Source organism: Sphingobacterium thalpophilum, assembly GCF_038396785.1.
Classification (GTDB): Bacteria; Bacteroidota; Bacteroidia; order Sphingobacteriales; family Sphingobacteriaceae; genus Sphingobacterium; species Sphingobacterium thalpophilum_A.
Genome location: NZ_CP151087.1, coordinates 4400398 through 4424976 on the forward strand (window position 1 = coordinate 4400398; position 24579 = coordinate 4424976).

Consider the following 24579-nt stretch of genomic DNA (forward strand, 5'->3'; position numbering starts at 1 on the left):
ATTGATTTTCAGGTTTTTAAAACTTATAAACATAGATCTTGAAATCCCGCTTCATGCAGATTAAATAATTGGCATTGTCGCCAAAGTTAATCGGTCCATAATAGAACTTTGAAAAACCTTCTACAGGGAATCCCTCCTGGACCAAGCCATCGGATCCGAAAACATAAATCATGCGGTTGTCAGTTCCAACACCTATGATATCAGATTTACCTATTCGTTTAAAAAACAGCGGTCTGTTACTGGCCTCTTCGATGAATTTATATTCAAAGTAGGAAGACGAGTCTCTTGAACTGTAGGCATTCAGTTTGTTGTTGGCTAGAATAACAAAATCTCTGTCAGCACCACCGCTAATATCTTCAAAATTAAAGAACGCATCTTTACCCCAATCACCTAGTTTTATTTTTTTGGTTTCGCCTTCGAAAGGAATTTTGAATACGCTGCCTTTATTGTTTGCCAAGTAAATGAAGGAGTTTTTTTCATCCGACGCCGCAACTAAACCAATTGGATTTTTAACACTTTCCCCATCGGTATCCATTGTTTTTTTACGGATGATCTTACCATTTTGATCGAAGAAATACACGGAAGCAGTGCTTGTACCGGCAATAATATAATTTGTCTGTCCCAGGCTGGTTGTTTTTAGATCGAATAAAATTCGGCCATCCACGCTATTATTTTCAAAGCCCTCCACTTTTTTGCCATCCAGGGTATACGCAAGAATGCGGTCTGTTGCCGGAATGTAAATACGTTGTTCTTTATTGAAGGTGGCGATTGTAGCTCCGTAAGTTGCCGAGTATGGAAGTTCAACGGAGAAGCCAGTTCTGTTTTTACCATCGGGCATAAAGCGATACAAGCGGTTTTTTGTAACGGCGACAATACTGAGATCCTGTAACTGAATTGGCTCGCCCAAAATTTCACCTTGGAAGAGGTTTTGCCAGAGTTCTTTTCCATCTGGCGAAAATGCATGTACCGTATGATCTTGTTCTTGAATCAGGATAAACTTGTTCTTCCCATCTTGATCGAAAATCCAAGGTTTATTGATCATTCGGTTCTCCAGCTGGACTGTCCATTCTGGTTTGCCGCCTAATCTCGTATCACTCTTAAAGAGGGCATATAAACTAGACGAAAATGTGCCCTGATTGCCACTCAACTGGTAAGACCAGGAGTAGAAATTTTGAAAGCCATATGCATCCTCATCTTTAAAGTTCTTTGCAAAGTCAGCTTTTAAGTTATCTAGAATATTGCTTTTACCAGCTTTAGGTTCTAAATAGAAAGTCACGTTGCTGCGGCTATTCTGCAATGCTGCATGATTTTTGAAAATAGCCGTTCCGGAAAGAAATTGCTTTTCCCGGAAAGATTCCCGATAATCTCTCAAGATGCCCGTCCGTGTAGCTACCACCATAATGTTATCTACAATGGTAAAATAGGGTCGGGTAAAGCTTTTGAAAGGTTCACCAAATAGCGCATGTAAGAGATTCGAATATTTAAATTGATAGATTGAATCACCTACAGATGAGCTGAATTTCTTGAGATTATCAGCAAACTGCGTTGAATCCGAAATGCTGATCAAACCTATTGCATCCTGATTATCCAATTCCGCGAGCGCAAATTCATCGTTGAAAATTGGCGCGATGATACTGTCAAATGATACTTTGCTGTCTTCTTCAAAGTTCTTTATACTTTTAGCCAATCGGCCGTCTTCTTTTTGCTGTACCAACAAGGCTTTCAGTCCGCTTCGAAAACTATGGGGATCTGAAATACTAAAGTCTATATAAGATGCAGCATTTTTAGGCAGATAATTCCCCAGAGCTTGCACTTGAGCCGTCTGCGTTGCAAATAACTGTAGGTAGCTATTTTTGCTCGCCGTGAGATCTGTTTCACCCTTAAAAATAAAAGCATCCTTTTTGAAATTCATGTTCCAGGACGTTTGGCCCTTCAGCGAATCGATTAAGTTGAGATAAGTGCCAAATTTGGATTTCATCAATATTCGAGCAATTTGCGCCAATTGTTCATTGAAAAAATAGAGACTAAGTGGCGTGTTTTTATTGTTATGGTTTACGAAGAACTCGATTTGTTTGGTACTTATTTTCTTAACCTGTTTATCAAAGATCTGGGAAAGTACCTGTTTGGAGTAGCTGGCGAAAATGATTTCGTGGGAATAAGCGCAATAAAGTGTACTATCCTTGCTGCCTTGATTAAGCCCATAAAATCGTTGCCCTAAGGTGTCAAAAGGTTGTATTTTGTAGTTTTTACCGACGTTTCCAAGTAATGTTGCCAGCGAGTTATTATCAATGCTTTGACCAACCTGAACGCTATATAATGGGGTAATCTGGTCTTTTTCCTGGTGAAAGGAGAGTAATATTTGCTGCCCCGCTACAAGAGGTGCTAACTGTTCACTACGTAATAATTCGTCTTTAAGACGCTCCAGGTTGCCAAAATTGCGTTGACCTATAATGGCTTTAAAGAGCTCATAGTCATTGAAGATCGTATCTACAGTCTGATCATTGGCAAAGGAGGCAATTGCTAATGTACTTTCAGGAAGATATTGTAAAGCTTTAGAATCTTGTTTATTGTTTTTATTGAAGTCTCCAAAAAGATAGATCGTGGCCGCGATGACCGCGATGAATAATATAACAGTGATGATGATTGTTTTTTTCATCCTTTTTATTTTTTTCAATGTCTGATAGGAACTCGAATAAATCGCCACTACCACGCTGGTCGATGCGATTAAAAATCCAGTTTGATCAGAACAACTATTTATGAGGTACTCATTTTCTTGTCAGCAGAATAAGTACACTAAATTTGTTTTTTTTATGGTGATGAAGCCATCATGCGGCAGATGTTTATCAAGAATATACAAATCTTGCACCTCGTTCAAGATTTCGGTGAGCTGCACGATGCTCATGATGATTCATACGTAAAACAAACCTAATAAAAATATATGGGAAGAGATAGAAAATCGTTCCTATAATGCGCCTTTGTAATATAAATTTAACAAAAAATTCCTTATTTTGCTCTGTTTTTAATACATTTATCGCTAGAAACTCATTTTCAGCATTCACTTTAACATAATGAATAAGAAAATCATTTTAGCCGCTTCGTTGTTGGGAGCATTAGCTGTAATATTAGGGGCCTTTGGTGCTCATGGTCTAGAAGGAAAGGTAAGTACATATCATATTGAAACTTGGAAAACTGCAAATCAGTATCATTTCTATCATACCTTCGCCCTGCTATTTTTATCCACTTTTTCGCGAGCAAAGACGTACTCCATTAAAGTGTCATTTATAGCTTTCCTCATTGGTATACTTTTTTTCTCGGGATCGTTATATGTCTTAAGCGTGCGCGAAATAACCGGCTTTGGAAATCCGTCTATTTTAGGACCTATCACCCCTTTGGGAGGATTGTCGTTAATCGTTGGCTGGGTTGCATTATTTATTGCTGCACTAAAAAATAAATCGTAATCCTATTTAATTGCCTATGTTCATACGAAATCATATTCGTATCTAATTATAACGGAGCCTTCTTGAATAGATTTCAGGAAGGCTTTTTTAGGTTGCAATTGATTGAGCTTTGATCTCTTGGTTTTTTCACTCCGATATCGCTTTGAGCCCGCATGGGTGTTGTCGGTTTAGGTATCGCCGGGGTCGTTTGACCTCTTTTCCTGAAGTTTTTTTTGTACTTTTATACCATAATTTGAATTTATGTCCAATCCACAATCTACGATTTTTAGTGAAAGAGATACGCTGTTTGTTGATGTGGTCCTACCACTAGCATTGGCAAGAACATATACTTATCGTATTCCGATTGACTGGAATGATCGTGTGCAGGTTGGTGTACGCGTCATTGTGCAATTTGGGAAGAATAAGATCTATTCTGCGGTTGTGAAGTCCATTAGTCAGGAGGCGCCAAAGCACTATGAAGCAAAGTATATTTTGGACATCATTGATGACAAACCCATTGTCAATTTGGCTCAATTTAAACTTTGGGATTGGCTAGCCGATTATTACATGTGTAGTTTAGGCGAGGTCATGCAGGCTGCGCTACCTTCGGCATTGAAGCTGGCCAGTGAGACCAAAGTCGTTTCATCGATTGCGACAGATTTTGACCGTTCTACACTTTCAGATAAAGAGTATCTTATCATCGAGGCTTTGGAGGTGGCGGGAGAACTTAAAGTCAATGATATTGTGAAATTGCTGGGACAAAAAACAGTCTTCCCCATATTGAAGCAATTATTTGACAAAGGAATTGTTTTGATTTCTGAAGAGATTACAGAAAGATATAAACCCAAGACCAAAGCATTTTTACGTTTTGCTCCCGACTTTAGAAATGAAGATGCAAAAAGAGAATTGTTGGATAGCTTAAACCGTGCGCCAAAACAACAAGATGCGGTATTGGCATTTATGCAGCTGGTCAAAAAAACCGAGGAGATCACGCGGCCCATGTTGGCTGAGGCCTCGGGCTGTGGTAACGGTGCTATTACGGCTTTGATTGACAAAGGTGTTTTTGAAATAAAGGAAAAGGTTGTATCCCGGTTCCAGGGGGAAGATATCGAACTGGATGCCAATTTTCAATTTAATGAAAACCAGCAAAGGGCCTATAATGAAATACAAGAGTTTTTTGAAGAGAAGGACGTTACCCTGTTGCATGGTGTCACGGCTTCAGGAAAAACACAGCTTTATATACGGCTTATCGAACAAGCAATCGCAGCGGGAAAATCAGTCCTTTATCTACTGCCTGAGATTGCGCTGACAGCACAGATTACGGCGCGCTTAAAGCTGCACTTTGGCGATAAATTGGGGGTGTACCACTCCAAGTTTAATGATAATGAACGTGCCGAGGTATGGCATAAAGTAATGAAAAATGAATTTCAGGTCGTGATTGGGGCCCGTTCTTCAGTTTTTCTGCCCTTTCAGGATTTAGGGATTATCATCGTTGATGAAGAGCACGAAAGCTCCTATAAGCAGTTTGATCCAGGCCCACGTTACCATGCCCGCGATACGGCTATTTACCTCGGGTTTCTACATCAGACCAAAGTGCTACTGGGATCAGCGACGCCTTCTTTGGAAAGTTATTACAATGCCAAGGCTAAGAAGTATGGTTTTGTGCAACTGCTTGAGCGTTATGGCAACGCACAATTGCCAAGTATTGAGTTGGTGAATATTCCCGAAGAAGGAAGAAAAGAAAATATGTTTTCCTATTTTTCTGGCACCTTGTTAAAGGCAATTGAAGAAGCCGTAAAAAATAAAGAGCAGGTTATATTATTTCAAAATAGACGTGGGCACACGACAATGATCCAATGTAATACCTGTGGATTCGTTGCAAAATGCGTCAATTGTGATGTCAGCTTAACCTATCACAAGAGCTCGAATATGATGCATTGCCATTATTGTGGTCATGTGGAGCCTCCACTTCGTGTTTGTCCGGCCTGTGGAATGCCGCATATCGAAAGTAAAGGGTTCGGTACAGAACGGGTAGAGGAAGAGCTTGAAATCCTGATGCCCGAAATTCGCATCGGTCGGTTGGATCTGGATTCCACAAAAGGTAAATACGGTTTCGACAAAATTATCACGGCTTTTGATGAGCATGAATTTGATGTTCTTATTGGAACGCAAATGGTCGCTAAGGGGCTCGATTTCGGAAGAGTAAGCCTCATCGGTGTTGTCAATGCAGATACGATCATTAACTTTCCGGATTTCCGTTCGTATGAACGATCTTTTTCGTTGTTTTCCCAGGTAGCAGGACGTGCAGGTCGGCGTGAAGCCGGAGGAAAAGTGATTATCCAAAGCTACACCACGAATCATCGGGTGTTAGAACAGGTGGTCAATAACGATTATGAAGGGATGTTTATGACAGAAATTACAGAACGAAAAAACTATCTTTATCCTCCTTTCTACCGTCTTATTCGGATTGATATTAAACATACGGATTTTCAGAAATGCTATGATTCGGCCAATCGTTTTGCCTCGGCGCTGCGTCAACAATTGGGCGCAAGGGTATTGGGTCCGGAGCCGCCTTTAGTTTCACGCGTGCGGAATAATTTTATCCAGACGATTACCTTGAAGATTGAACGCACAAATATTAGTATTGCAAAGGTCAAGGAATTGATCCGTTCGGTTCTCCTGGATTTTGAAATAGATAAAACCAATGCTGGTGTACGCGTTCAGGTCGATGTAGATCCATATTAGTGACAGCTATTACTGGTATTAGCTTTTAAGGATTTGCGTTCTTGGTAAAGTTAAATCACATGTGTTTATAGCTTTTTTTGCGATCAAATTTAAGAAGTTAGCTCAGATTGGGTATAAGGGCAGATGATTTGGAAAATAAAGCAAATTGACTTGAAAATGTGTACTGTATTGGTATTGAATTATTTGTGATTAATTCTGCTTAATATGCCTTTTAAAAGGTAAATTTGAAACATCATGGCGTACAAGTTTATTGATAATTATCGAGAAAAAGGTGCTCGTAAGAAATTGGTTGAACATCTTAAAAGCCGGGGGATTGCGGACCAGAAAGTATTAGATGCCATTGGCAAGGTACCACGTCACTATTTTTTTGATGAAACATTCTGGAATCAGGCCTATCGGGATATTGCTTTTCCAATAGGTGATGGGCAAACAATTTCACAGCCGTATACCGTCGCCTATCAATCTGAACTGCTTCACGTCAAAAAAGGAGATAAAGTACTGGAAATTGGCACCGGATCCGGATACCAAACCTGTATCTTGTTGGAACTTGGCGCAGAGGTGTATACCATCGAACGTCAGGAAAACCTATATCAACGAACCATTCAAGTGTTGCCGTACATGGGCTATAAACCGAATTTCTTTTTGGGCGATGGCTCCAAGGGAATTGAAGAGCACGCTCCTTATGACAAGATTATTGTAACTGCGGGTGCGCCATTCGTGCCAGAGGTTATGTTAAAGCAGCTGAAAATGGGCGGAATTTTTGTGATCCCTGTAGGAGACGAAAAATCACAAAAGATGATGACGATCATTCGTGTCGGTGAAAATGATTTTGACCGTATCGAATTGGATACTTTTCGTTTTGTGCCTTTGGTGGGTGATCAGGCCTGGTAGGATATCCATTCAACCAGCTTAAACGACTTCCCCCAAGGTCTTTAAGCGACGCTAAAACATCCATGATTAAATTGAAATGAACGTGAAAGAATAAATATTCACCTTATGACCCCAACTGCAATATTATATGACCAGAAGCATCGCGAAATCGCTTCAACTGTCCTCAAATTAAATAAACAAGTCAATACGCTCAGCTTGTCACGGCTATTTGTGATACTCGGTGGCGGAGCGTTATTATTTTATACCTTTCAACTGGAATGCCTTCCGCTGGTGTTTTGCTGTTTTTTTGCATTATTGTTCCTATTCGCCTATCTCGTGCGGAAGCAGAGCCAGCTAGAGCTTCAAAAGAACTATTTTGAAGCCTATCTGAAAGTTTTGGCAAATGAACAGGCCTTGGCAGACGGAAAATTAAATATGTATGATCATGGCCAGCATTTTGAAAACGGAGCTCATCCTTATAGCTCTGATATGGATGTCTTTGGAACATACTCCTTATTTGCACAGATAAATCGGGCAACGACCAAACAGGGGATTGATCTTTTGGCTTCTTGGCTTGATGCACCTCTCCAAAGCCATCAAATTCAACGCAATCAAGAGGCTTCCCAGGAACTTGAAAATGAATCGGAATGGATATGGGATTTTCAGGCAAAGCTTTTGGCCAATCTGAACCATAAATTGGATATCAAAGCATTTTTGATAAATTACTTTCAAGATCGAAATTTTCAGTTCGGAAATGCCTTCATGCGAGTCTATCTCAAAGTAGGGCCTGTTTTATTTTTGGTCGCTTTAGTGGGCAGTTTTTTTGTGCCAAAATTGGCTGGGGTGGCAACATTGATAGGGCTATTCCATATTCTTTGGGCCTTGGCCAAAGCAGGAAGTGTTAGCATGTTCTCCTCTCGAATAGACAAGATCGGTGGCGTGCTTGGCTCATACGCAGAGGCGATTCAATCTATTGAAGACCACGCATGGAAGTCTATTGCTATGCAGGAGATCGCGGGAGAGCTTAAACAAAACCAGGGTACTGGATCTATTTCCCTAGCCTTTAAAAAACTTGCTGGTCTTATTAACAATTTGGATGCCCGGAATAACGTCTTTGTTGGGATATTTCTAAACCTGTTTCTGCTTTGGGATTTTAGACAGGTATTGGCTATTGTTGACTGGAAGAATAAGTACGAACACGAGATTCTAAATTCATTCGATACCTTAGCTAAGGTTGAGGCTGTAACTAGCCTTGCCATTTGGAAGAGAAACCATTCGTCGTACATTTATCCAGTAATTTTGGATAACCCACTGGAAAATAAGATTGACGCGCAAGGGGTATATCATCCATTGATTCCAAGCAATCAGGTCGTAGCCAATGATTACAGTAGTATAGATCATCGAGTTGCTTTGGTGACAGGTTCAAATATGGCAGGAAAGAGTACGTTTCTGCGGACAGTTGGTATTAATGCAATTTTGGCTTATGCCGGAGCTGCGGTTGCTGCAGCGACTTCTTTTCAGCTCCCGATTTACAAACTGATATCCTATATGCGAATCAAGGATAATCTGAATGAAAGTACGTCGACCTTTAAAGCTGAATTGAATCGGATGAAATTTATATTGGATACAGTTTCAGCACATAGCGATAGTTTTTTCCTAATCGATGAGATGCTTCGTGGGACAAATTCTGTCGACAAATATCTTGGCTCCCGTGCAATCATAAAGAAACTGGTTCGATTGGATGGTAAAGGCATGGTGGCTACACATGACTTACAGCTGTCCAGTTTACAAGAGGAATTTCCGGGAGATATCAAAAATTACCATTTTGACATTCGTGTCGACGAGGGTCAGATGCTGTTTGATTATAAGCTGAAGATAGGAGAATGTAAAATATTCAATGCTTCGCTTTTATTGAAAGGTATAGGAGTGGATATCGACGAAAATATGGAATAAAAATGACGGAACTGGAGCTAGATTGGTTTACATTTGTCTCCTCTTAAATCCACTTAATAAAAAAATAAATGACTTTACAAGAACGTATTGATTTATCAGAAACACACGTCTGCACGACCGTGTTTCCGTTTTTGACGAATCATCACGATACTTTATTCGGCGGCAAGGCGATGTCCATTATGGACGAAGTATCGTTTATGGCTGCAACACGATTTTGCCGCAAAACGTTGGTGACTGTGTCGACAGATCGTATAGACTTCAATAAGGCAATTCCTTCCGGAAGTATTATTGAAGCTATCGCAAGGGTTCAGAATGTAGGCCGGACCAGCTTGAAGGTGAAGGTCGAGATATTTTTGGAACATATGTACAAGGAGGGAAGAGAACTGGCCATTGAGGGTGTTTTTACATTTGTTGCCCTTGATGAAAACAGACAGCCAATTCCAGTCCTTGAAGGCTTGGATATTGAATAAAATTTTAGCTTCCGAATGCGGAAACTCGAGAGAGATTTTTTTAAAATTATAACATGGAAAAGGGTCGCAGATTGCAATGCGACCCTTTTTGTCATTCGTTTCTCTTGATTGGGCTGAGGTCGTTAAGTTCTTCGGCTGTAAATAAACGATAATGAACTTTGAAAGTTTTACCCAGTGGGGTTTCCAATGAGAATCCCCCCGGACCAAATCCATCCAGCACATCGAGTGTGAAATGCGCATGTTTCCAATATTCAAAGAGATCCCGATCCACCCAAAACTCATATCCTTCGGCTAATCCGATCATGGCGTCATTTGTCCTAGGAAAATAACCTCCTTCCTCAAAACACTGTGGCTGTGTACCCTCGCAGCAACCTCCGGCCTGATAAAACATTAATTTACCATGCTTCGCTTCAAGTTCATGAATGAGCTCCCTGGCTTTTTCAGTGATGTCTAGTCTATTGATCATGGTGAAATTCGTTTATGTGTTTTAGCGTTGACGAATAGGAAATTCAGCTGAAGGGGCAGCATTTGCTCCCCCTAAACTCGGGTATCTAGCTGTTCGAAAAGAATACCCGGTACGCTTCAGTTAAAAGAAACCAAGTTTTTCTTTACTGTAGGAAATCAACATATTTTTAGCCTGTCTGTAATGGGCAAGCATCATTTTATGGTTTTCCCGTCCAATTCCTGATTGTTTGTATCCGCCAAATGGAGCACCGGCTGGGTAGGAGTGGTACTGATTTACCCATACGCGTCCAGCTTGTATAGCACGTGGAACCTGATAAAGCTGATGTGCATCTCGGGTCCATACACCTGCTCCGAGACCATACATGGTATCGTTGGCGATGGCAATTGCTTCTTGTTCGTCTTTGAACGTGGTCACTGCAAGCACGGGGCCGAAGATTTCTTCCTGGAAAATGCGCATGCTATTATCACCTTTGAATAGGGTGGGTTTGATGTAGTAGCCTTCTTCAAAACCAGCACCAACATTGTTTTCATCTCCGCCAGTCAATACTTCGGCTCCTTCTTCTTTGCCAAGTTTAATATAGGACATGATCTTATCTTTTTGAATCTTCGATGCCTGAGCACCCATCATTGTTGTTGGGTCTAATGGATCCCCGACTTTGATCTGATTAACCCGATCGATCACTTTAGCAATGAATTTTTCATAAATATCCTCCTGGATCAGTAGACGAGAGGGGCAGGTGCAAATTTCGCCCTGGTTGAGCGCGAATAATACCGCCCCTTCAACTGCTTTGTCCAAAAATGCATCATCTGCATCCATTACCGAACTGAAGAAAATATTGGGCGATTTTCCCCCCAATTCTAGGGTTACCGGGATGATATTTTCAGTCGCATATTGCATGACCAAACGTCCTGTTGCTGTGGAACCTGTGAATGCTGCTTTGGAAACCTTTGGATTGGTGACCAAGGAACGACCAAGCTCTGCGCCGAAACCGTTGACGATATTGACCACTCCGGCAGGAATCAAATCACCGATGATTTCCATAAGAACAAGAATAGATGCTGGTGTACTTTCAGCGGGTTTTAACACGACAGTGTTTCCTGCAGCAAGGGCCGGAGCTAGTTTCCATACGGCCATCAGAATCGGGAAATTCCATGGAATAATCTGTGCAACAACCCCGATTGGTTCGTGTACAATCAGCGACACCGTATTGCTGTCCAGTTCGCTTATGGACCCCTCTTCAGCACGGATTACACCGGCAAAATACCGGAAATGGTCGATGGCTAATGGGATATCCGCATTGAGTGTTTCACGTACAGCTTTTCCGTTGTCTATCGTTTCAACGGCTGCGATATATTCTAAATTAGCTTCAATGCGGTCAGCGATTTTATTGAGGATAATACTTCGTTCTGTAGCGGAGGTTTTTCCCCAGGTTTCAAAAGCTTCGGCTGCAGTGTTGACAGCGAGATCCAGATCTTCTTTTGTTGAATGGGCAACTTGAGTAAACACTTTTCCGTCTACCGGCGAGATATTATCGAAGTATTTTCCTTGAATCGGTGCGACAAATTTACCGCCAATGTAATTGTCATATCGTTCTTTGAACGATGGTCTTTTGATTGCGCTCATATGGTTTATTATTAATTATTTTTAATCCCTTCTTATCAAAGTTAGCCAGCAATTATTCAATAGCGTAGCAGAATTGATCCAAAACATAGCACAATTGTGGCAGATGAATTTCGGCTACAATTTATTTTTTTATTATATTTGATTGACTGCCAATTATATTTAATTGTTGCACTATGGGAGATAGGACGCTGATTCATACATTGCCATTTTCGCGGGCTGGGGAGCTTAGCACATTAGTGGAGAACCGACGTGCATTTACGTTAGATAGCTTGGAGCTTAATATCTACGAAACATATCGGGTATCGCAGCATGTGCCTTTATGTTTTGATGATTTGGTTATGATTAACATGATCCAAGGTAAAAAGATCATGCATTTGGAGAATGTAAAGGCTTTTGACTATCTGCCCGGTCAGATGATGGTGTTGCCTGCATCGGTGGCTATGCATATTGACTTTCCGGAAGCGACCCTCGACCAGCCCACGCAGTGTACCGCTTTAACGATTCATAAAGAGAAGATAGCAGCAGTCTTGGACTATCTAAATGAGTTTTATCCGAAAGAACAATTTAGTCAGTGGCGGCTTGATCCGGATTTTTTTCATCTGTACAATTCGACTGAGCTCGCCGACCTGGTGAACAAGTTGTTTCAAATTATTATTAGCGAAAATCCGTTGAAAGATGTACTTGCAGATTTGACTTTTAAAGAGCTTACGATTCGGCTACTTCAGTCACAGTCGTTGATTGCATTAAAAATTGGGAAGTCGCCCAACAAGGTACTGTTACATGTGCAGGAATTTATTCAGAAACATATTACCGAGAAAATTTCAATTGGTTTATTGGAGCGGACTGCCCACATGAGCAAAGCGAGTCTTACGCGGATGTTTAACCGTGAACTTGGACTTAGTCCGATGGAATATGTGATCCAACAGCGTATCGAGAAGGCAAAAAAAATGCTTTTACTCACCCGGAATGTAAAGGAGTCTTGCTATGGGGCTGGATTTAATGATGTCAACTACTTTGTCCGGCTTTTTAAAAGCAGGGTAGGAATGACGCCAGGCGCATTTGTCCTGGCGCGTTAATTTAGAATTTCATCACGCGATCAAGCTCACGTTTAATATCTTTTTGTTTGATGTTTTCTCGTTTGTCAAAATCTTTTTTACCCTGTGCCAAGGCAATTTCAACTTTGGCAAAACCCCGGGAACTGATAAAGATGCGTAAGGGTACAATGGTAAAACCACGTTCTTCCCCCTTCTCTTTCAGTTTTTTTAATTCTCTTTTTGTCAATAGCAGTTGACGGTCACGTTTTGCTTCATGGTTATAGAAAGATCCCATGGAGTATTCGGCAATGTGCATGTTACGGATGTATAATCCGTCCTCAAAAAAACTACAGAAACTATCGTTAATATTTGCCTTTCCTTCGCGTATGGATTTTATTTCTGTACCCAATAATCGAATTCCTGCAATGTACTTGTCCAGTAAGTGGTATTCAAAAGAAGCTTTTTTATTTTTTATATTGATATCTGAAGATAAAGCCATATATTGTTGTATATTAGTAAGTCTATACCATTGCTATTGCAATGAACCTAAATGTAACTAATTATAGGATAATTTAAAGTTCGCAAATATAATTATTAAAATTGTCTTATTTTAAAGTAGAATTGTGTGGGCAGATGTTAGCGGAGTATTAAAATAAAATTAACGGTTTTGGGCGATGTGTTAAAAATATGACTAAATTTAAGTGAAAGTCAGATTATGTTTTCGTATGTTTGCAACGTTTTTTGGAATTATTGTGAATATATACAACGTAGCATTTCAACTTACATTGTGGATATAGCAGATTTTTAGTCGGAGACCGAGTTTTTTATATAAAAGTCCAATTCGATAATTTTGTTTGTTACAATAACATCTAAAAGTTAGAAATAGTTTTAGAAATACCTTTTTATCGCATGAGTAAAGGAAAGTTAGGCGAAAAAATATCGCAATTTAAGATTGTTGAGGAGTTGAAAGCTAAGGGCTTATATGCCTATTTTAGACCTATTCAATCAAAACAAGATACCGAAGTAAAAATCGATGGTAGACGTGTATTGATGTTTGGTTCTAACTCTTATTTAGGGTTAACGACTGATACACGTATTATAAAGGCAGCGCAAGATGCTTTGGAAAAGTATGGTACTGGATGTGCTGGATCTCGTTTCTTAAACGGTACGTTGGATATTCACGTGGAACTGGAAGAAAAATTATCTGCTTATGTAGGTAAAGAAGCCGCGATTCTTTTTAGTACAGGATTCCAATCAAATCTAGGCCCTTTGTCATGTCTAATGGGACGTAATGATTATATTTTGTTGGATGAACGTGACCACGCGTCAATTATTGATGGTAGCCGTTTGTCTTTTTCCAAAGTAATCAAATACGGTCATAACAATATGGAGGACTTACGTGCTAAGTTATCACGCCTACCTGAGGATAGTGCAAAGTTAATTTGTACGGATGGTATCTTTAGTATGGAGGGTGATATTGTTAATTTGCCTGAGCTTACATCGATTGCCAATGAGTTTGATGCTGCTGTAATGGTAGACGACGCACACAGTCTAGGTGTTATTGGGCACAAAGGAGCTGGTACAGCTTCTCATTTTGGGCTTAATGATGATGTAGACTTGATTATGGGTACATTTAGTAAATCGTTAGCATCTTTAGGTGGATTTGTGGCCGGTGATGCAGATGTGATTGATTTCTTAAAACATAATGCGCGCTCTGTGATGTTCAGTGCTTCAATGACTCCCGCTTCGGTGGCTTCAACATTGAAAGCTTTGGAAATTATTCAAAATGAGCCCGAGCATATTGAAAAATTATGGAAAAATACAGATTATGCCAAAGCACAATTGCTGGATCATGGGTTTGATTTAGGTGCTACGGAAAGTCCTATTTTACCAATCTTTATTCGTAGCAATGAAAAAACGTTCTGGGTAACTAAAATGCTCCAAGATGATGGTGTATTCGTTAATCCAGTTGTTTCTCCGGCAGTTCCTGCGGAAGAGTCTTTGATCCGTTTTTCATTGATGGCGACACATACTTATGACCAAATCGACGAGGCTATTGAGAAGATGGTTAAAGTATTCAAACAAGCTGAAGTTGAAACATTAATATAAAATCTAATCGTATGATTCAGATTATACCCGTTGAAACAAAGAAACAAAGACGGCTGTTTATAGATTTCCCTCATAGTCTCTATGAGGGAAATCCTAATTATGTACCTGCCTTATTTCTTGAACAAAACGATTTGCTTTCCCCCGACAAGCATCCCTTTTATAAACATTCCCAAGCACAACCTTTTCTAGCTTATCGTAACGATAAGATTGTCGGTCGTATATGTGCCATCTGGAACAACAACCATAATGCCTTTAATCATGTGAATGAAGGACAGTGGGGTTTTTTCGATTGTATAGATGATCAAGAAGTCGCAAACGCGTTATTTGAAACTGCAGAAAAATGGGTTAAAGCTAAAGGAGGGGATACGATCGTTGGGCCGATCAATTTATCGACCAATGATACCGTTGGTTTATTGGTTGACGGTTTTGATAAGCCTCCGGTGGCCATGATGCCCTACAATTCACCGTATTACATCGACTTGATTACCAATTCAGGCTATGGACATAAAGTGGATTTGAGAGCTTATTTGGTTATGGAAAAGTCTGCGGATAAGCGTTCTGTATTGCTTTTGGATAGGCTGGAAGAGCGTTTGAAAAGATCTGGCATTACATTGCGTCAATTCAATGTGAAGGATTTTAAAAACGAGGCAGCAAAAGTTCGTGACATTTATAATAGGGCATGGGATAAAAATTCGGGTTTTGTTCCGATGACAGAGGACGAATTTAATTATACGGCCAAAGATTTAAAAATGATTCTCGATCCACGTTTTGCTATCGTTGCAGAGAAAGACGGTGAGCTTGTTGGCTTTGGTTTAGGGATACCAGATATCAATCAGATCCTTATCAAAGTGAAGCGCGGACGTCTACTTCCTACGGGTATTTTTAAATTGTTATTTGGAAAGAAAAAAATCAACTTACTTCGTGTACTTATGTTAGGGGTATTGGAAGACTACCGTAAGCTTGGTATTGAAGCATGTTTGTACGGCCGAATTATAAAAGAATCAAAAGATTCTAATATTAAGGGGGCCGAATGTTCATGGATGTTGGAGCATAATTACATGATGAACCACGCTATTGAACAGATGAATGGAGAATTGTACAAACGTTATCGTTTGTATCAAAAATCATTATGATAGAAAAAGTATTAATCACCGGAGCGAGTGGTTTTGTAGGCTATCATTTGACAAGAGCAGCGAAAGAGGCGGGGATGGAAGTTCATGCCGCGGTGAGGAAGTCAAGTGATGTTTCGGAAATTCGCTCCGTTGTAGATAAATTTGTTTATCCGGATTTCTCTGATGAAGAGTCTATCAGAGAATTACTGGAAGCGGAAAACTATACCTATGTTGTTCATGCTGCGGCAATGACTCGTGCCAAACATGAAGAAGATCTCGAAAAGGTCAATGTTGGTTATACAAAAAGCTTGGCATCAGCTTGTTTTTCTTTAAAAACTCCCATCAAAAGATTTGTTTTCGTTAGTAGTCTTGCGGCGATCGGTCCTGTTAACTACGATGCTAACCTTATCGATGAAAGTAACCCTTATCGTCCTGTTACGGCCTATGGTCGTAGTAAGCGGCAAGCGGAGCTCGCGTTGAATGATTTTAAAGATCAGCCACTAACGATTTTGCGCCCTACTGCGGTATACGGCCCTCGTGAAAAGGATATTTTTATTGTTTTTAAAACAATGAATGGAGGCCTGGATGCCTATGTTGGTCGCTCTCCTCAAAAGCTTAGCTTTATTTATGTTGCCGACTTGGTACAGGCGATTATTCATGCCTGTCGTTTTGACCAAGGTGGAAAGCAGGTGTATAACCTCAGTGATGGGCAGGTATATGGGCGTTATGAGTTGGCTAGGTTTTTCAGAGAGTTTAGCCAAAAGAAAATGATTCGTATGCATATTCCTTTGGGTGTCGTGAAGACTATCGCGGTTATTTTTGAACGTTTGTATAAAAATTCTAAAGCAATACCTGTACTATATCCTGAACGGCTGAATGAACTTACAGCTGAAAACTGGGGCTGTGATATCTCGGCGGCTCAACGTCAGCTACAATACCAACCTAAATATGATTTGAAGAAAGGCTTAATGGAGGCATTGGCTTGGTATAAAGAAAATAAATGGCTATAATCGCAGATAATGAGTGAGTTAAAAATAAATAAAAAACTTTTTCAGGATAGAAAGAGAACAAATATCTTAAGTGAACCCGAACAAAAACTTATTTCGTACCTCGTTCCTAGAATCCCCAATTGGATTACTTCGGATGGACTTACGGCAATTGGATTTTTAGGTTCCTTAATGATATTGGGGAGTTTTATATTGGCTGAATATGTTGATATTCGCTATTTACTTTTAGGGATCCCTGGTTTCTTTGTACAATGGTTTGGTGATTCATTAGATGGGCGTATCGCATTCTACCGCAATAAATCCCGTCGCTGGTACGGTTTCGCGCTGGATATTGTAATGGATTGGATCAGTACGGTTTTTATCGGATTGGGATATGTGCTGTATACCGTGGGTGACTTTAAGTATCTGGGATTTACATTGGTCGCATTATATGGCTGGGCAATGATCATTTCTCAGCTCAGGTATAGAATTACCGATAAGTATACGATTGACGCCGGAATTTTGGGACCGACTGAAATTCGGGTGATTATTTCATTGGTTATGCTCTTCGAAGTTTTAATGCCAGGATCTATTAATTGGTGTGTACTGGTAATCTGTATTGCACTTTTTATAATTAATACAAATGATACACGCCTACTTCTTAAATTAGGCGATGAAAAAGATAAAGAGGATAAATTGAAAAAACAGCAGGAGGAGGCTATTTAATGATGTCTTCAAAAGTTATTACTTTTTTAAAAGCTCAACTTTCCGCCTTTTTAGGTGGATTGTTTGATTTTGGAGTATACTCTGCTTGTTATAAGCTACTTCATATCAGTGCTCCTTTTTCTAATGCGATTAGTGGTAGCCTTGGTGCTGTTGTTAATTTTTTGATCAATAGATACTGGTCCTTTGGTAGTACGCAAAAGTCTGTAGGGAGTCAGCTATGGAAATTTGTGATTGTCGTCTGTGGTAGTATTACATTGAAGTCTACGGGAATTCATTTTCTGGTGGATGTATATCATGTAAACTTTTTGTTCTCGAAACTAGTCGTTGAGCTGCTCGTTTCTTTGGGCTTCAACTATACACTTCAGCGTTTTTGGGTTTTTAAAGCGGAGGAGAAATAGTAATTTCCTTCTTTTTGCGAATCAGCTTTAGCTGGTTTCAGTTTCTTTTCTTTTTCTGTTTCTTTCGATTTCTCGTGCTCTTATGTTACCAAGATTTGTTTTGATAGGATGTTAGTCGAGCTGTTGGTTTAGGTTAAAAGAGCTTTTTAACAGCCTATAGTTGCGCTAATCCTGCAAGTTGCTGTTAGTGACCGATCTGTAAGGGTAATTCAACTTTGACGCTAGGTTGCATGACGAGCTGCAATATATTGCTCATTGTATAGCTGTCGTGTTTATTTCGCTTTTGTTTACTCTAGATTTTACCTAGTATAAAGTTAGCTTTTGGTTAGCCAGAACCTATACTATACCTAAACAAACCCTAACTAAACCCTAAACTAAACCTAAGTAAACAGGTAGAAAAGTATAGCTACAGAAGAAGGTATTCCGGCAGCCTGTGTTCTGCCATTGTTCTGGCCCTACCGATATCCGTCCGTCCCCTGTTATATCCTGCGTTGCTGTTTCTTTCCGACGGCACAATTTTCCGGTCTTATCAATATTCACCAGTTTATAGGCTGCGCCTATGCGCATCGTCTTCGATTGGGCGTTGAGCCGAGCGGGCTACCAAAGTGATCCCGAGCTTAAGCAGATCGAGCAATACAATGTCCATCCATGTTTCTGCTGCGGAGCCTGTATCGAGTCCCGGTTCCGCGGATGTCCGCGGTACGATCCAATTTCCAGCACCATTCCTTTTTCCCCAGGGAAGCCTGTGCTGAAGCCAGGTTCCCGGTATGTACGCAGCGCGCCGCGGTTCCCCGCGATGTCCAGGTTAGATCCCGGTTCCCGTCCCCATCCTGTGCCGGATCCGGCGTTCCCAGCCTTCCGATCACCTGTTTTACAAAAAGAATCTCGCACCGTTACAGGTAGTTAAGGTGAAAATGAAATAAATAAGAACAAAAGGCTTGGAAGTTTATCTGTAAACTCCCTATCTTTGCACCACTCCGCAAGGGAGGGACGGTTACTTCGAAAGAAGAAACCATGAGAAAAAAGAAGGGTTTAAGGGAGTTTGGCAGGATTTAAAATCCCGCTGATTTTATTTTAAACGCGGAAATCGGAAAAAGAGAAAAGAAAAAAAACTTCAGAAAGTTTTTGGAAGTTCAGAAAAGATTTCTACCTTTGCAGTCCCAACGGAAACGAAGGGAAAAACAAAAAAGATAAAGAGGGCGCAATGCCATCGGAATATAGCGGATACGGAAGTTGAAGCGGCAAAAGTTCTTTAAGAAAACACAATCATGTAAGCGTGACGAGTAGACAAACGAAAGTCATGAACAAATTCAAGTAATTGTTCAATTCGATCCAAGATCAGAGATATAAAAAAAGAATTCTGATTATTATAAATAGTTGGAATCAAAAACTTCATTTTACAATGGAGAGTTTGATCCTGGCTCAGGATGAACGCTAGCGGCAGGCCTAATACATGCAAGTCGGACGGGATCCATCGGAGAGCTTGCTCGAAGATGGTGAGAGTGGCGCACGGGTGCGTAACGCGTGAGCAACCTGCCTCTATCAGGGGGATAGCCTCTCGAAAGAGAGATTAACACCGCATAACATCAACAGTTCGCATGTTCGGTTGATTAAATATTTATAGGATAGAGATGGGCTCGCGTGACATTAGCTAGTTGGTAGGGTAACGGCCTACCAAGGCGACGATGTCTAGGGGCTCTGAGAGGAGAATCCCCCACACTGGTACTGAGACACGGACCAGACTCCTACGGGAGGCAGCAGTAAGGAATATTGGTCAATGGGCGGAAGCCTGAACCAGCCATGCCGCGTGCAGGATGACTGCCCTATGGGTTGTAAACTGCTTTTGTCCAGGAATAAACCTAAATACGTGTATTTAGCTGAATGTACTGGAAGAATAAGGATCGGCTAACTCCGTGCCAGCAGCCGCGGTAATACGGAGGATCCGAGCGTTATCCGGATTTATTGGGTTTAAAGGGTGCGTAGGCGGCCTATTAAGTCAGGGGTGAAATACGGTGGCTCAACCATCGCAGTGCCTTTGATACTGATGGGCTTGAATCCATTTGAAGTGGGCGGAATAAGACAAGTAGCGGTGAAATGCATAGATATGTCTTAGAACTCCGATTGCGAAGGCAGCTCACTAAGCTGGTATTGACGCTGATGCACGAAAGCGTGGGGATCGAACAGGATTAGATACCCTGGTAGTCCACGCCCTAAACGATGATAACTCGATGTTGGCGATAGACAGCCAGCGTCCAAGCGAAAGCGTTAAGTTATCCACCTGGGGAGTACGCCCGCAAGGGTGAAACTCAAAGGAATTGACGGGGGCCCGCACAAGCGGAGGAGCATGTGGTTTAATTCGATGATACGCGAGGAACCTTACCCGGGCTTGAAAGTTAGTGAAGAGTGCAGAGACGCACTCGTCCTTCGGGACACGAAACTAGGTGCTGCATGGCTGTCGTCAGCTCGTGCCGTGAGGTGTTGGGTTAAGTCCCGCAACGAGCGCAACCCCTATGTTTAGTTGCCAGCATGTCATGGTGGGGACTCTAAACAGACTGCCTGTGCAAACAGAGAGGAAGGTGGGGACGACGTCAAGTCATCATGGCCCTTACGTCCGGGGCTACACACGTGCTACAATGGATGGTACAGCGGGCAGCTACATAGCAATATGATGCTAATCTCTAAAAGCCATTCACAGTTCGGATTGGGGTCTGCAACTCGACCCCATGAAGTTGGATTCGCTAGTAATCGCGTATCAGCAATGACGCGGTGAATACGTTCCCGGGCCTTGTACACACCGCCCGTCAAGCCATGAAAGTTGGGGGTACCTAAAGCATGTTACCGCAAGGAGCGTGTTAGGGTAAAACCGATAATTGGGGCTAAGTCGTAACAAGGTAGCCGTACCGGAAGGTGCGGCTGGAATACCTCCTTTCTAGAGTATCGAAGATCGGTGCTCGTCACGTTACATATGATTGCAAGAAGAAAAAACATCAGAAGAAAGTGCCCGCCCCGAAAGGAGCAGGACCGAGAGAAAGAGATGAACAAGATAAGCTAGTCCCGTAGCTCAGTTGGTTAGAGCACTACACTGATAATGTAGGGGTCAGCAGTTCAAATCTGCTCGGGACTACGAAAAGTTAAGGGGAATTAGCTCAGCTGGCTAGAGCACCTGCCTTGCACGCAGGGGGTCAACGGTTCGAATCCGTTATTCTCCACATCTCCGGGAGGAACATCGACAGATGCTCCGAAGAAACAAACCGGAAAAAGAGTTCTTTGACATATTGAAAGAGAAAAAAAATTACAAGAGAAGACAACAGTATAGAGACAATACGTGTATGTGTTTGATGTAGAGAGGAGACCCTCGGTGAATGCCGAACGAATCTTTACGTAGCATATGGGTATATATATCAAAAGCAGCCGCATAGTAGCAAAAGGCTATGCCGGTGAAGAAAGTAAATAAGGGCACACGGGGGATGCCTAGGCTCTCAGAGGCGAAGAAGGACGTGATAAGCTGCGATAAGCTACGGGGATTGGCAAATGCGAACCGATCCGTAGATTTCCGAATGGGGCAACCTGACTATTTGAAGAATAGTCGTATAAAACGCGAACGCGCTGAACTGAAACATCTAAGTAGGCGTAGGAGAAGAAAATAACAATGATTTCCCAAGTAGTGGCGAGCGAACGGGAAAGAGCCCAAACCGTTTATGTTACGGCATAGACGGGGTTGTAGGACCACGACATTGTACAGCGCTATGAACTGGAAGCAGGTGGGAAACTGCGCGACAAGGGTGAGAGCCCCGTACAGGTAAAGAATGTTGACATAGTGGTATCCTGAGTACCGCGGGACCGGAGAAATCCTGTGGGAATCCACCAGCACCATCTGGTAAGGCTAAATACTCCTGAGAGACCGATAGTGAACCAGTACCGTGAGGGAAAGGTGAAAAGAACCCCGAACAGGGGAGTGAAAAGAACCTGAAACCGTGTGCTTACAAGCGGTTGGAGCAGGCAGGTCCTGTGACAGCGTGCCTTTTGCATAATGAGCCTACGAGTTACTCTTGTCTGGCAAGGTTAAGTCCTTCAGGGACGCAGCCGAAGCGAAAGCGAGTCTTAATAGGGCGCATAGTCAGATGAGGTAGACGCGAAACCTTGTGATCTACCCTTGGGCAGGTTGAAGTTGCAGTAACATGTAATGGAGGACCGAACCGATAAACGTTGAAAAGTTTCCGGATGACCTGAGGGTAGGGGTGAAAGGCCAATCAAACTGGGAAATAGCTCGTACTCCCCGAAATGTTTTTAGGAACAGCGTCGGCGTAGAGTTTGATAGAGGTAGAGCTACCGATTGGGTGCGGGGGAGTCAAATCCTACCAAATCCAGACGAACTCCGAATGCTATCAAATATAGCCGGCAGTGAGGCTTTGGGTGCTAAGGTCCAAGGCCGAGAGGGAAAGAACCCAGACCATCAGCTAAGGTCCCCAAATTCGTTCTAAGTTGAACTAACGAGGTCCGGTTGCCCAGACAGCTAGGATGTTGGCTTGGAAGCAGCCATTCATTTAAAGAGTGCGTAACAGCTCACTAGTCGAGCGGCCGGGCGTGGATAATAAACGGGCATCAAGAACGGTACCGAAGCTATGGATTTGCATTGAAAGATATGCATCTGGTAGGGGAGCATTCCATCGCCGGGGAAGCAGTTTGGCAATGAACTGTGGAGGTTATGGAAAAGCAAATGTAGGCATAAGTAACGATAAGGCGGGTGAGAAACCCGCCCACCGAAAGACCAAGGTTTCCTGATCAACGTTAATCGGATCAGGGTCAGTCGGGACCTAAGGCGCACCCGAAGGGGGCAAGCCGATGGACAACTGGTTAATATTCCAGTACTCTTCATAACTGCGATGTGGTGACGGAGTAGTGACACTGCCGCGAACTGACGGAATAGTTCGTTGAAAGGCGTAGGTATTGGAGTTGTAGGCAAATCCGCAACTCTAGCTGAAACCCAATAGTACAGCAAAGCTCCGGTGGCGCTGATAGAGCAGGTAAACAGACTTCCAAGAAAACCCGCTAAGCTTCAGGTTATGAAGACCCGTACCGCAAACCGACACAGGTGGTCGAGGAGAGAATCCTAAGGTGCTCGAGTGAGTCATGGCTAAGGAACTCGGCAAAATGGCCCTGTAACTTCGGGAGAAGGGGCGCTGTCTCGAAAGAGCAGCCGCAGTGAAAAGGCCCAGGCGACTGTTTAACAAAAACATATGGCTTTGCAAAATCGCAAGATGAAGTATAAGGCCTGACACCTGCCCGGTGCTGGAAGGTTAAGAGGGGATGTCATCGCAAGAGAAGCATTGAATCGAAGCCCCAGTAAACGGCGGCCGTAACTATAACGGTCCTAAGGTAGCGAAATTCCTTGTCGGGTAAGTTCCGACCTGCACGAATGGTGTAACGATCTGGGCGCTGTCTCAGCCATGAGCTCGGTGAAATTGTGGTATCGGTGAAGACGCCGATTACCCGCAACGGGACGGAAAGACCCCATGCACCTTCACTATAGCTTAACATTGAGATTGGGTACAGGATGTGTAGGATAGGCGGGAGATGTTGAAGTGGCTTCGCCAGGAGTCATGGAATCAACCTTGAAATACCGCCCTTTCTGTATTCGGTTTCTAACTCCATCATGTGGAGGACATTGTTTGGTGGGTAGTTTGACTGGGGTGGTCGCCTCCAAAAAGGTAACGGAGGCTTTCAAAGGTAAGCTCAGTACGCTTGGTAACCGTACGTGGAGTGCAATGGCATAAGCTTGCTTGACTGTGAGACCGACAAGTCGAACAGGGTCGAAAGACGGACATAGTGATCCGGTGGTTCTGTATGGAAGGGCCATCGCTCAAAGGATAAAAGGTACGCTGGGGATAACAGGCTGATCTCCCCCAAGAGCTCATATCGACGGGGAGGTTTGGCACCTCGATGTCGGCTCGTCACATCCTGGGGCTGGAGAAGGTCCCAAGGGTTGGGCTGTTCGCCCATTAAAGTGGCACGCGAGCTGGGTTCAGAACGTCGCGAGACAGTTCGGTCCCTATCTGTTGTGGGCGTTGGAAGTTTGAGTGGATCTGACCTTAGTACGAGAGGACCGGGTTGGACAGACCTCTGGTGAACCTGTTATGCCGCCAGGTGTACGGCAGGGTAGCTACGTCTGGAATAGATAAGCGCTGAAAGCATCTAAGTGCGAAACTAGCCACGAGATGAGACTTCCTTATAGGGTCGTAGAAGATGACTACGTTGATAGGCCATAGGTGTAAAGGTTGAGAGACCAAAGCCAAGTGGTACTAATAGCCCGAAGCTTTCTCAAGCAGATAACACTGTTGTCTTCCTCTTTAATTTTTAGAAACGAAAAGAATAACAAAACAGAAACGAAGCTCTTTCAATAGATATGTCAGTTGGCCTGATGCTCCTAAAAGGAAGCAGACCAATAAAGATTTTTAGGTGCCTATATCGGCGGTGTCTACCTCTTCCCATTCCGAACAGAGCAGTCAAGCCCGCCAGAGCCGATGGTATTGCCGTAACAGGTGGGAGAGTAGGTCGGTGCCTTTTTTTACACGGAAGCCCTTGCTGGAAACAGTCAAGGGCTTCTTGCGTTTAGGTACTTTCCTTGTGAAGTATCTCGCCTGTTCTAGAAC

Annotated in this window: 17 protein-coding genes, 2 tRNA genes and 3 rRNA genes; 16 read left to right on the top strand and 6 right to left on the bottom strand. The window is 42.4% G+C overall.

Features of this window, described 5'->3' with window-relative positions; all coding sequences use genetic code 11:
- Window positions 1–16: 16 nt before the first annotated feature.
- A complete protein-coding gene (locus AACH28_RS19365) occupies window positions 17–2656 on the bottom strand; it encodes a hypothetical protein (RefSeq protein ID WP_070561266.1) in 2640 nt (879 codons plus the stop codon).
- Between the two features lie 412 nt (window positions 2657–3068).
- On the opposite strand from AACH28_RS19365, the gene AACH28_RS19370 reads away from it, so the two are divergent.
- The 5 genes from AACH28_RS19370 (at window position 3069) to AACH28_RS19390 (ending at window position 9475) form a co-directional block, all read left to right on the top strand.
- Window positions 3069–3458 (top strand): DUF423 domain-containing protein, encoded by a 390-nt coding sequence (locus AACH28_RS19370; protein WP_046672738.1) that lies wholly within the window; start codon window positions 3069–3071, stop codon window positions 3456–3458.
- A gap of 240 nt (window positions 3459–3698) precedes the next feature.
- Entirely contained in the window at window positions 3699–6182 is a 2484-nt protein-coding gene (gene priA / locus AACH28_RS19375; RefSeq protein ID WP_341831263.1) for a primosomal protein N', read from the top strand.
- A 234-nt stretch (window positions 6183–6416) separates the two neighbouring features.
- Window positions 6417–7073 carry a protein-L-isoaspartate(D-aspartate) O-methyltransferase gene (locus AACH28_RS19380; RefSeq protein WP_046672736.1) on the top strand — a complete coding sequence of 219 codons (657 nt, stop codon included), beginning with the start codon at window positions 6417–6419 and terminating at the stop codon, window positions 7071–7073.
- A 105-nt stretch (window positions 7074–7178) separates the two neighbouring features.
- Window positions 7179–9005 carry a MutS-related protein gene (locus AACH28_RS19385; protein WP_341831264.1) on the top strand — a complete coding sequence of 609 codons (1827 nt, stop codon included), beginning with the start codon at window positions 7179–7181 and terminating at the stop codon, window positions 9003–9005.
- Between the two features lie 68 nt (window positions 9006–9073).
- The gene (locus AACH28_RS19390; RefSeq protein WP_046672735.1) at window positions 9074–9475 is read left to right on the top strand and encodes an acyl-CoA thioesterase; all 402 of its coding nucleotides are present in this window, start codon (window positions 9074–9076) and stop codon (window positions 9473–9475) included.
- Between the two features lie 91 nt (window positions 9476–9566).
- Here the strand turns inward: AACH28_RS19390 and AACH28_RS19395 are convergent, their stop codons facing one another.
- Together AACH28_RS19395 and AACH28_RS19400 are read right to left on the bottom strand one after the other, a co-directional pair.
- Window positions 9567–9941: a DUF779 domain-containing protein gene (locus tag AACH28_RS19395; protein WP_046672734.1), complete on the bottom strand. Its 375-nt coding sequence runs from the start codon at window positions 9939–9941 to the stop codon at window positions 9567–9569.
- A 120-nt stretch (window positions 9942–10061) separates the two neighbouring features.
- Window positions 10062–11564, bottom strand: coding sequence for an aldehyde dehydrogenase family protein (locus AACH28_RS19400; RefSeq protein WP_341831265.1), 1503 nt, complete (start codon window positions 11562–11564; stop codon window positions 10062–10064).
- 173 nt (window positions 11565–11737) lie between these two features.
- On the opposite strand from AACH28_RS19400, the gene AACH28_RS19405 reads away from it, so the two are divergent.
- A complete protein-coding gene (locus tag AACH28_RS19405; RefSeq protein ID WP_075994201.1) occupies window positions 11738–12640 on the top strand; it encodes an AraC family transcriptional regulator in 903 nt (300 codons plus the stop codon).
- Window position 12641: 1 nt separating this feature from the next.
- Here AACH28_RS19405 and smpB read toward each other — a convergent pair whose 3' ends face one another.
- Window positions 12642–13097 (bottom strand): SsrA-binding protein SmpB, encoded by a 456-nt coding sequence (gene smpB, locus AACH28_RS19410; protein ID WP_341831266.1) that lies wholly within the window; start codon window positions 13095–13097, stop codon window positions 12642–12644.
- A 410-nt stretch (window positions 13098–13507) separates the two neighbouring features.
- Here smpB and spt point away from each other — a divergent pair, with 410 nt between their 5' ends.
- From spt to AACH28_RS19435, 5 genes are read left to right on the top strand one after another with little or no spacing between them, the layout of a single operon-like run.
- On the top strand, window positions 13508–14707 hold the full coding sequence (spt, locus tag AACH28_RS19415) for a serine palmitoyltransferase (protein ID WP_046672730.1): 1200 nt from the start codon (window positions 13508–13510) through the stop codon (window positions 14705–14707).
- Window positions 14708–14718: 11 nt separating this feature from the next.
- Window positions 14719–15840, top strand: coding sequence for a hypothetical protein (locus tag AACH28_RS19420; protein WP_070561222.1), 1122 nt, complete (start codon window positions 14719–14721; stop codon window positions 15838–15840).
- Complete coding sequence (locus tag AACH28_RS19425) at window positions 15837–16829, top strand: NAD-dependent epimerase/dehydratase family protein (protein WP_341831267.1); 993 nt, start codon at window positions 15837–15839, stop codon at window positions 16827–16829. Before AACH28_RS19420 ends, AACH28_RS19425 begins: the two co-directional genes overlap by 4 nt.
- A 9-nt stretch (window positions 16830–16838) precedes the next feature.
- Window positions 16839–17531 carry a CDP-alcohol phosphatidyltransferase family protein gene (locus AACH28_RS19430; protein WP_075994198.1) on the top strand — a complete coding sequence of 231 codons (693 nt, stop codon included), beginning with the start codon at window positions 16839–16841 and terminating at the stop codon, window positions 17529–17531.
- Complete coding sequence (locus tag AACH28_RS19435; RefSeq protein WP_317669538.1) at window positions 17531–17929, top strand: GtrA family protein; 399 nt, start codon at window positions 17531–17533, stop codon at window positions 17927–17929. The genes AACH28_RS19430 and AACH28_RS19435 overlap by 1 nt, the downstream gene beginning before the upstream one ends.
- A 369-nt stretch (window positions 17930–18298) precedes the next feature.
- On the opposite strand, the gene AACH28_RS19440 is transcribed toward AACH28_RS19435, so the two are convergent.
- Window positions 18299–18496 carry a hypothetical protein gene (locus tag AACH28_RS19440; RefSeq protein WP_341831268.1) on the bottom strand — a complete coding sequence of 66 codons (198 nt, stop codon included), beginning with the start codon at window positions 18494–18496 and terminating at the stop codon, window positions 18299–18301.
- Between the two features lie 30 nt (window positions 18497–18526).
- Window positions 18527–18820, bottom strand: a complete 294-nt coding sequence (locus tag AACH28_RS19445; RefSeq protein WP_341831269.1) for a hypothetical protein — start codon at window positions 18818–18820, stop codon at window positions 18527–18529.
- A 508-nt stretch (window positions 18821–19328) separates the two neighbouring features.
- On the opposite strand from AACH28_RS19445, the gene AACH28_RS19450 reads away from it, so the two are divergent.
- The 5 genes from AACH28_RS19450 (at window position 19329) to rrf (ending at window position 24493) form a co-directional block, all read left to right on the top strand.
- Window positions 19329–20858: ribosomal RNA gene (locus AACH28_RS19450) — 16S ribosomal RNA — on the top strand.
- A gap of 121 nt (window positions 20859–20979) precedes the next feature.
- Window positions 20980–21053: transfer RNA gene (locus AACH28_RS19455), tRNA-Ile, on the top strand.
- An 11-nt stretch (window positions 21054–21064) separates the two neighbouring features.
- A tRNA-Ala gene (locus AACH28_RS19460) sits at window positions 21065–21138 on the top strand.
- 231 nt (window positions 21139–21369) lie between these two features.
- Window positions 21370–24251, top strand: a 23S ribosomal RNA gene (locus tag AACH28_RS19465).
- A gap of 130 nt (window positions 24252–24381) precedes the next feature.
- Window positions 24382–24493 (top strand): 5S ribosomal RNA (gene rrf / locus AACH28_RS19470).
- Together the 16S, 23S and 5S rRNA genes with 2 tRNA genes alongside form the textbook arrangement of a ribosomal RNA operon.
- Window positions 24494–24579 lie beyond the last annotated feature (86 nt).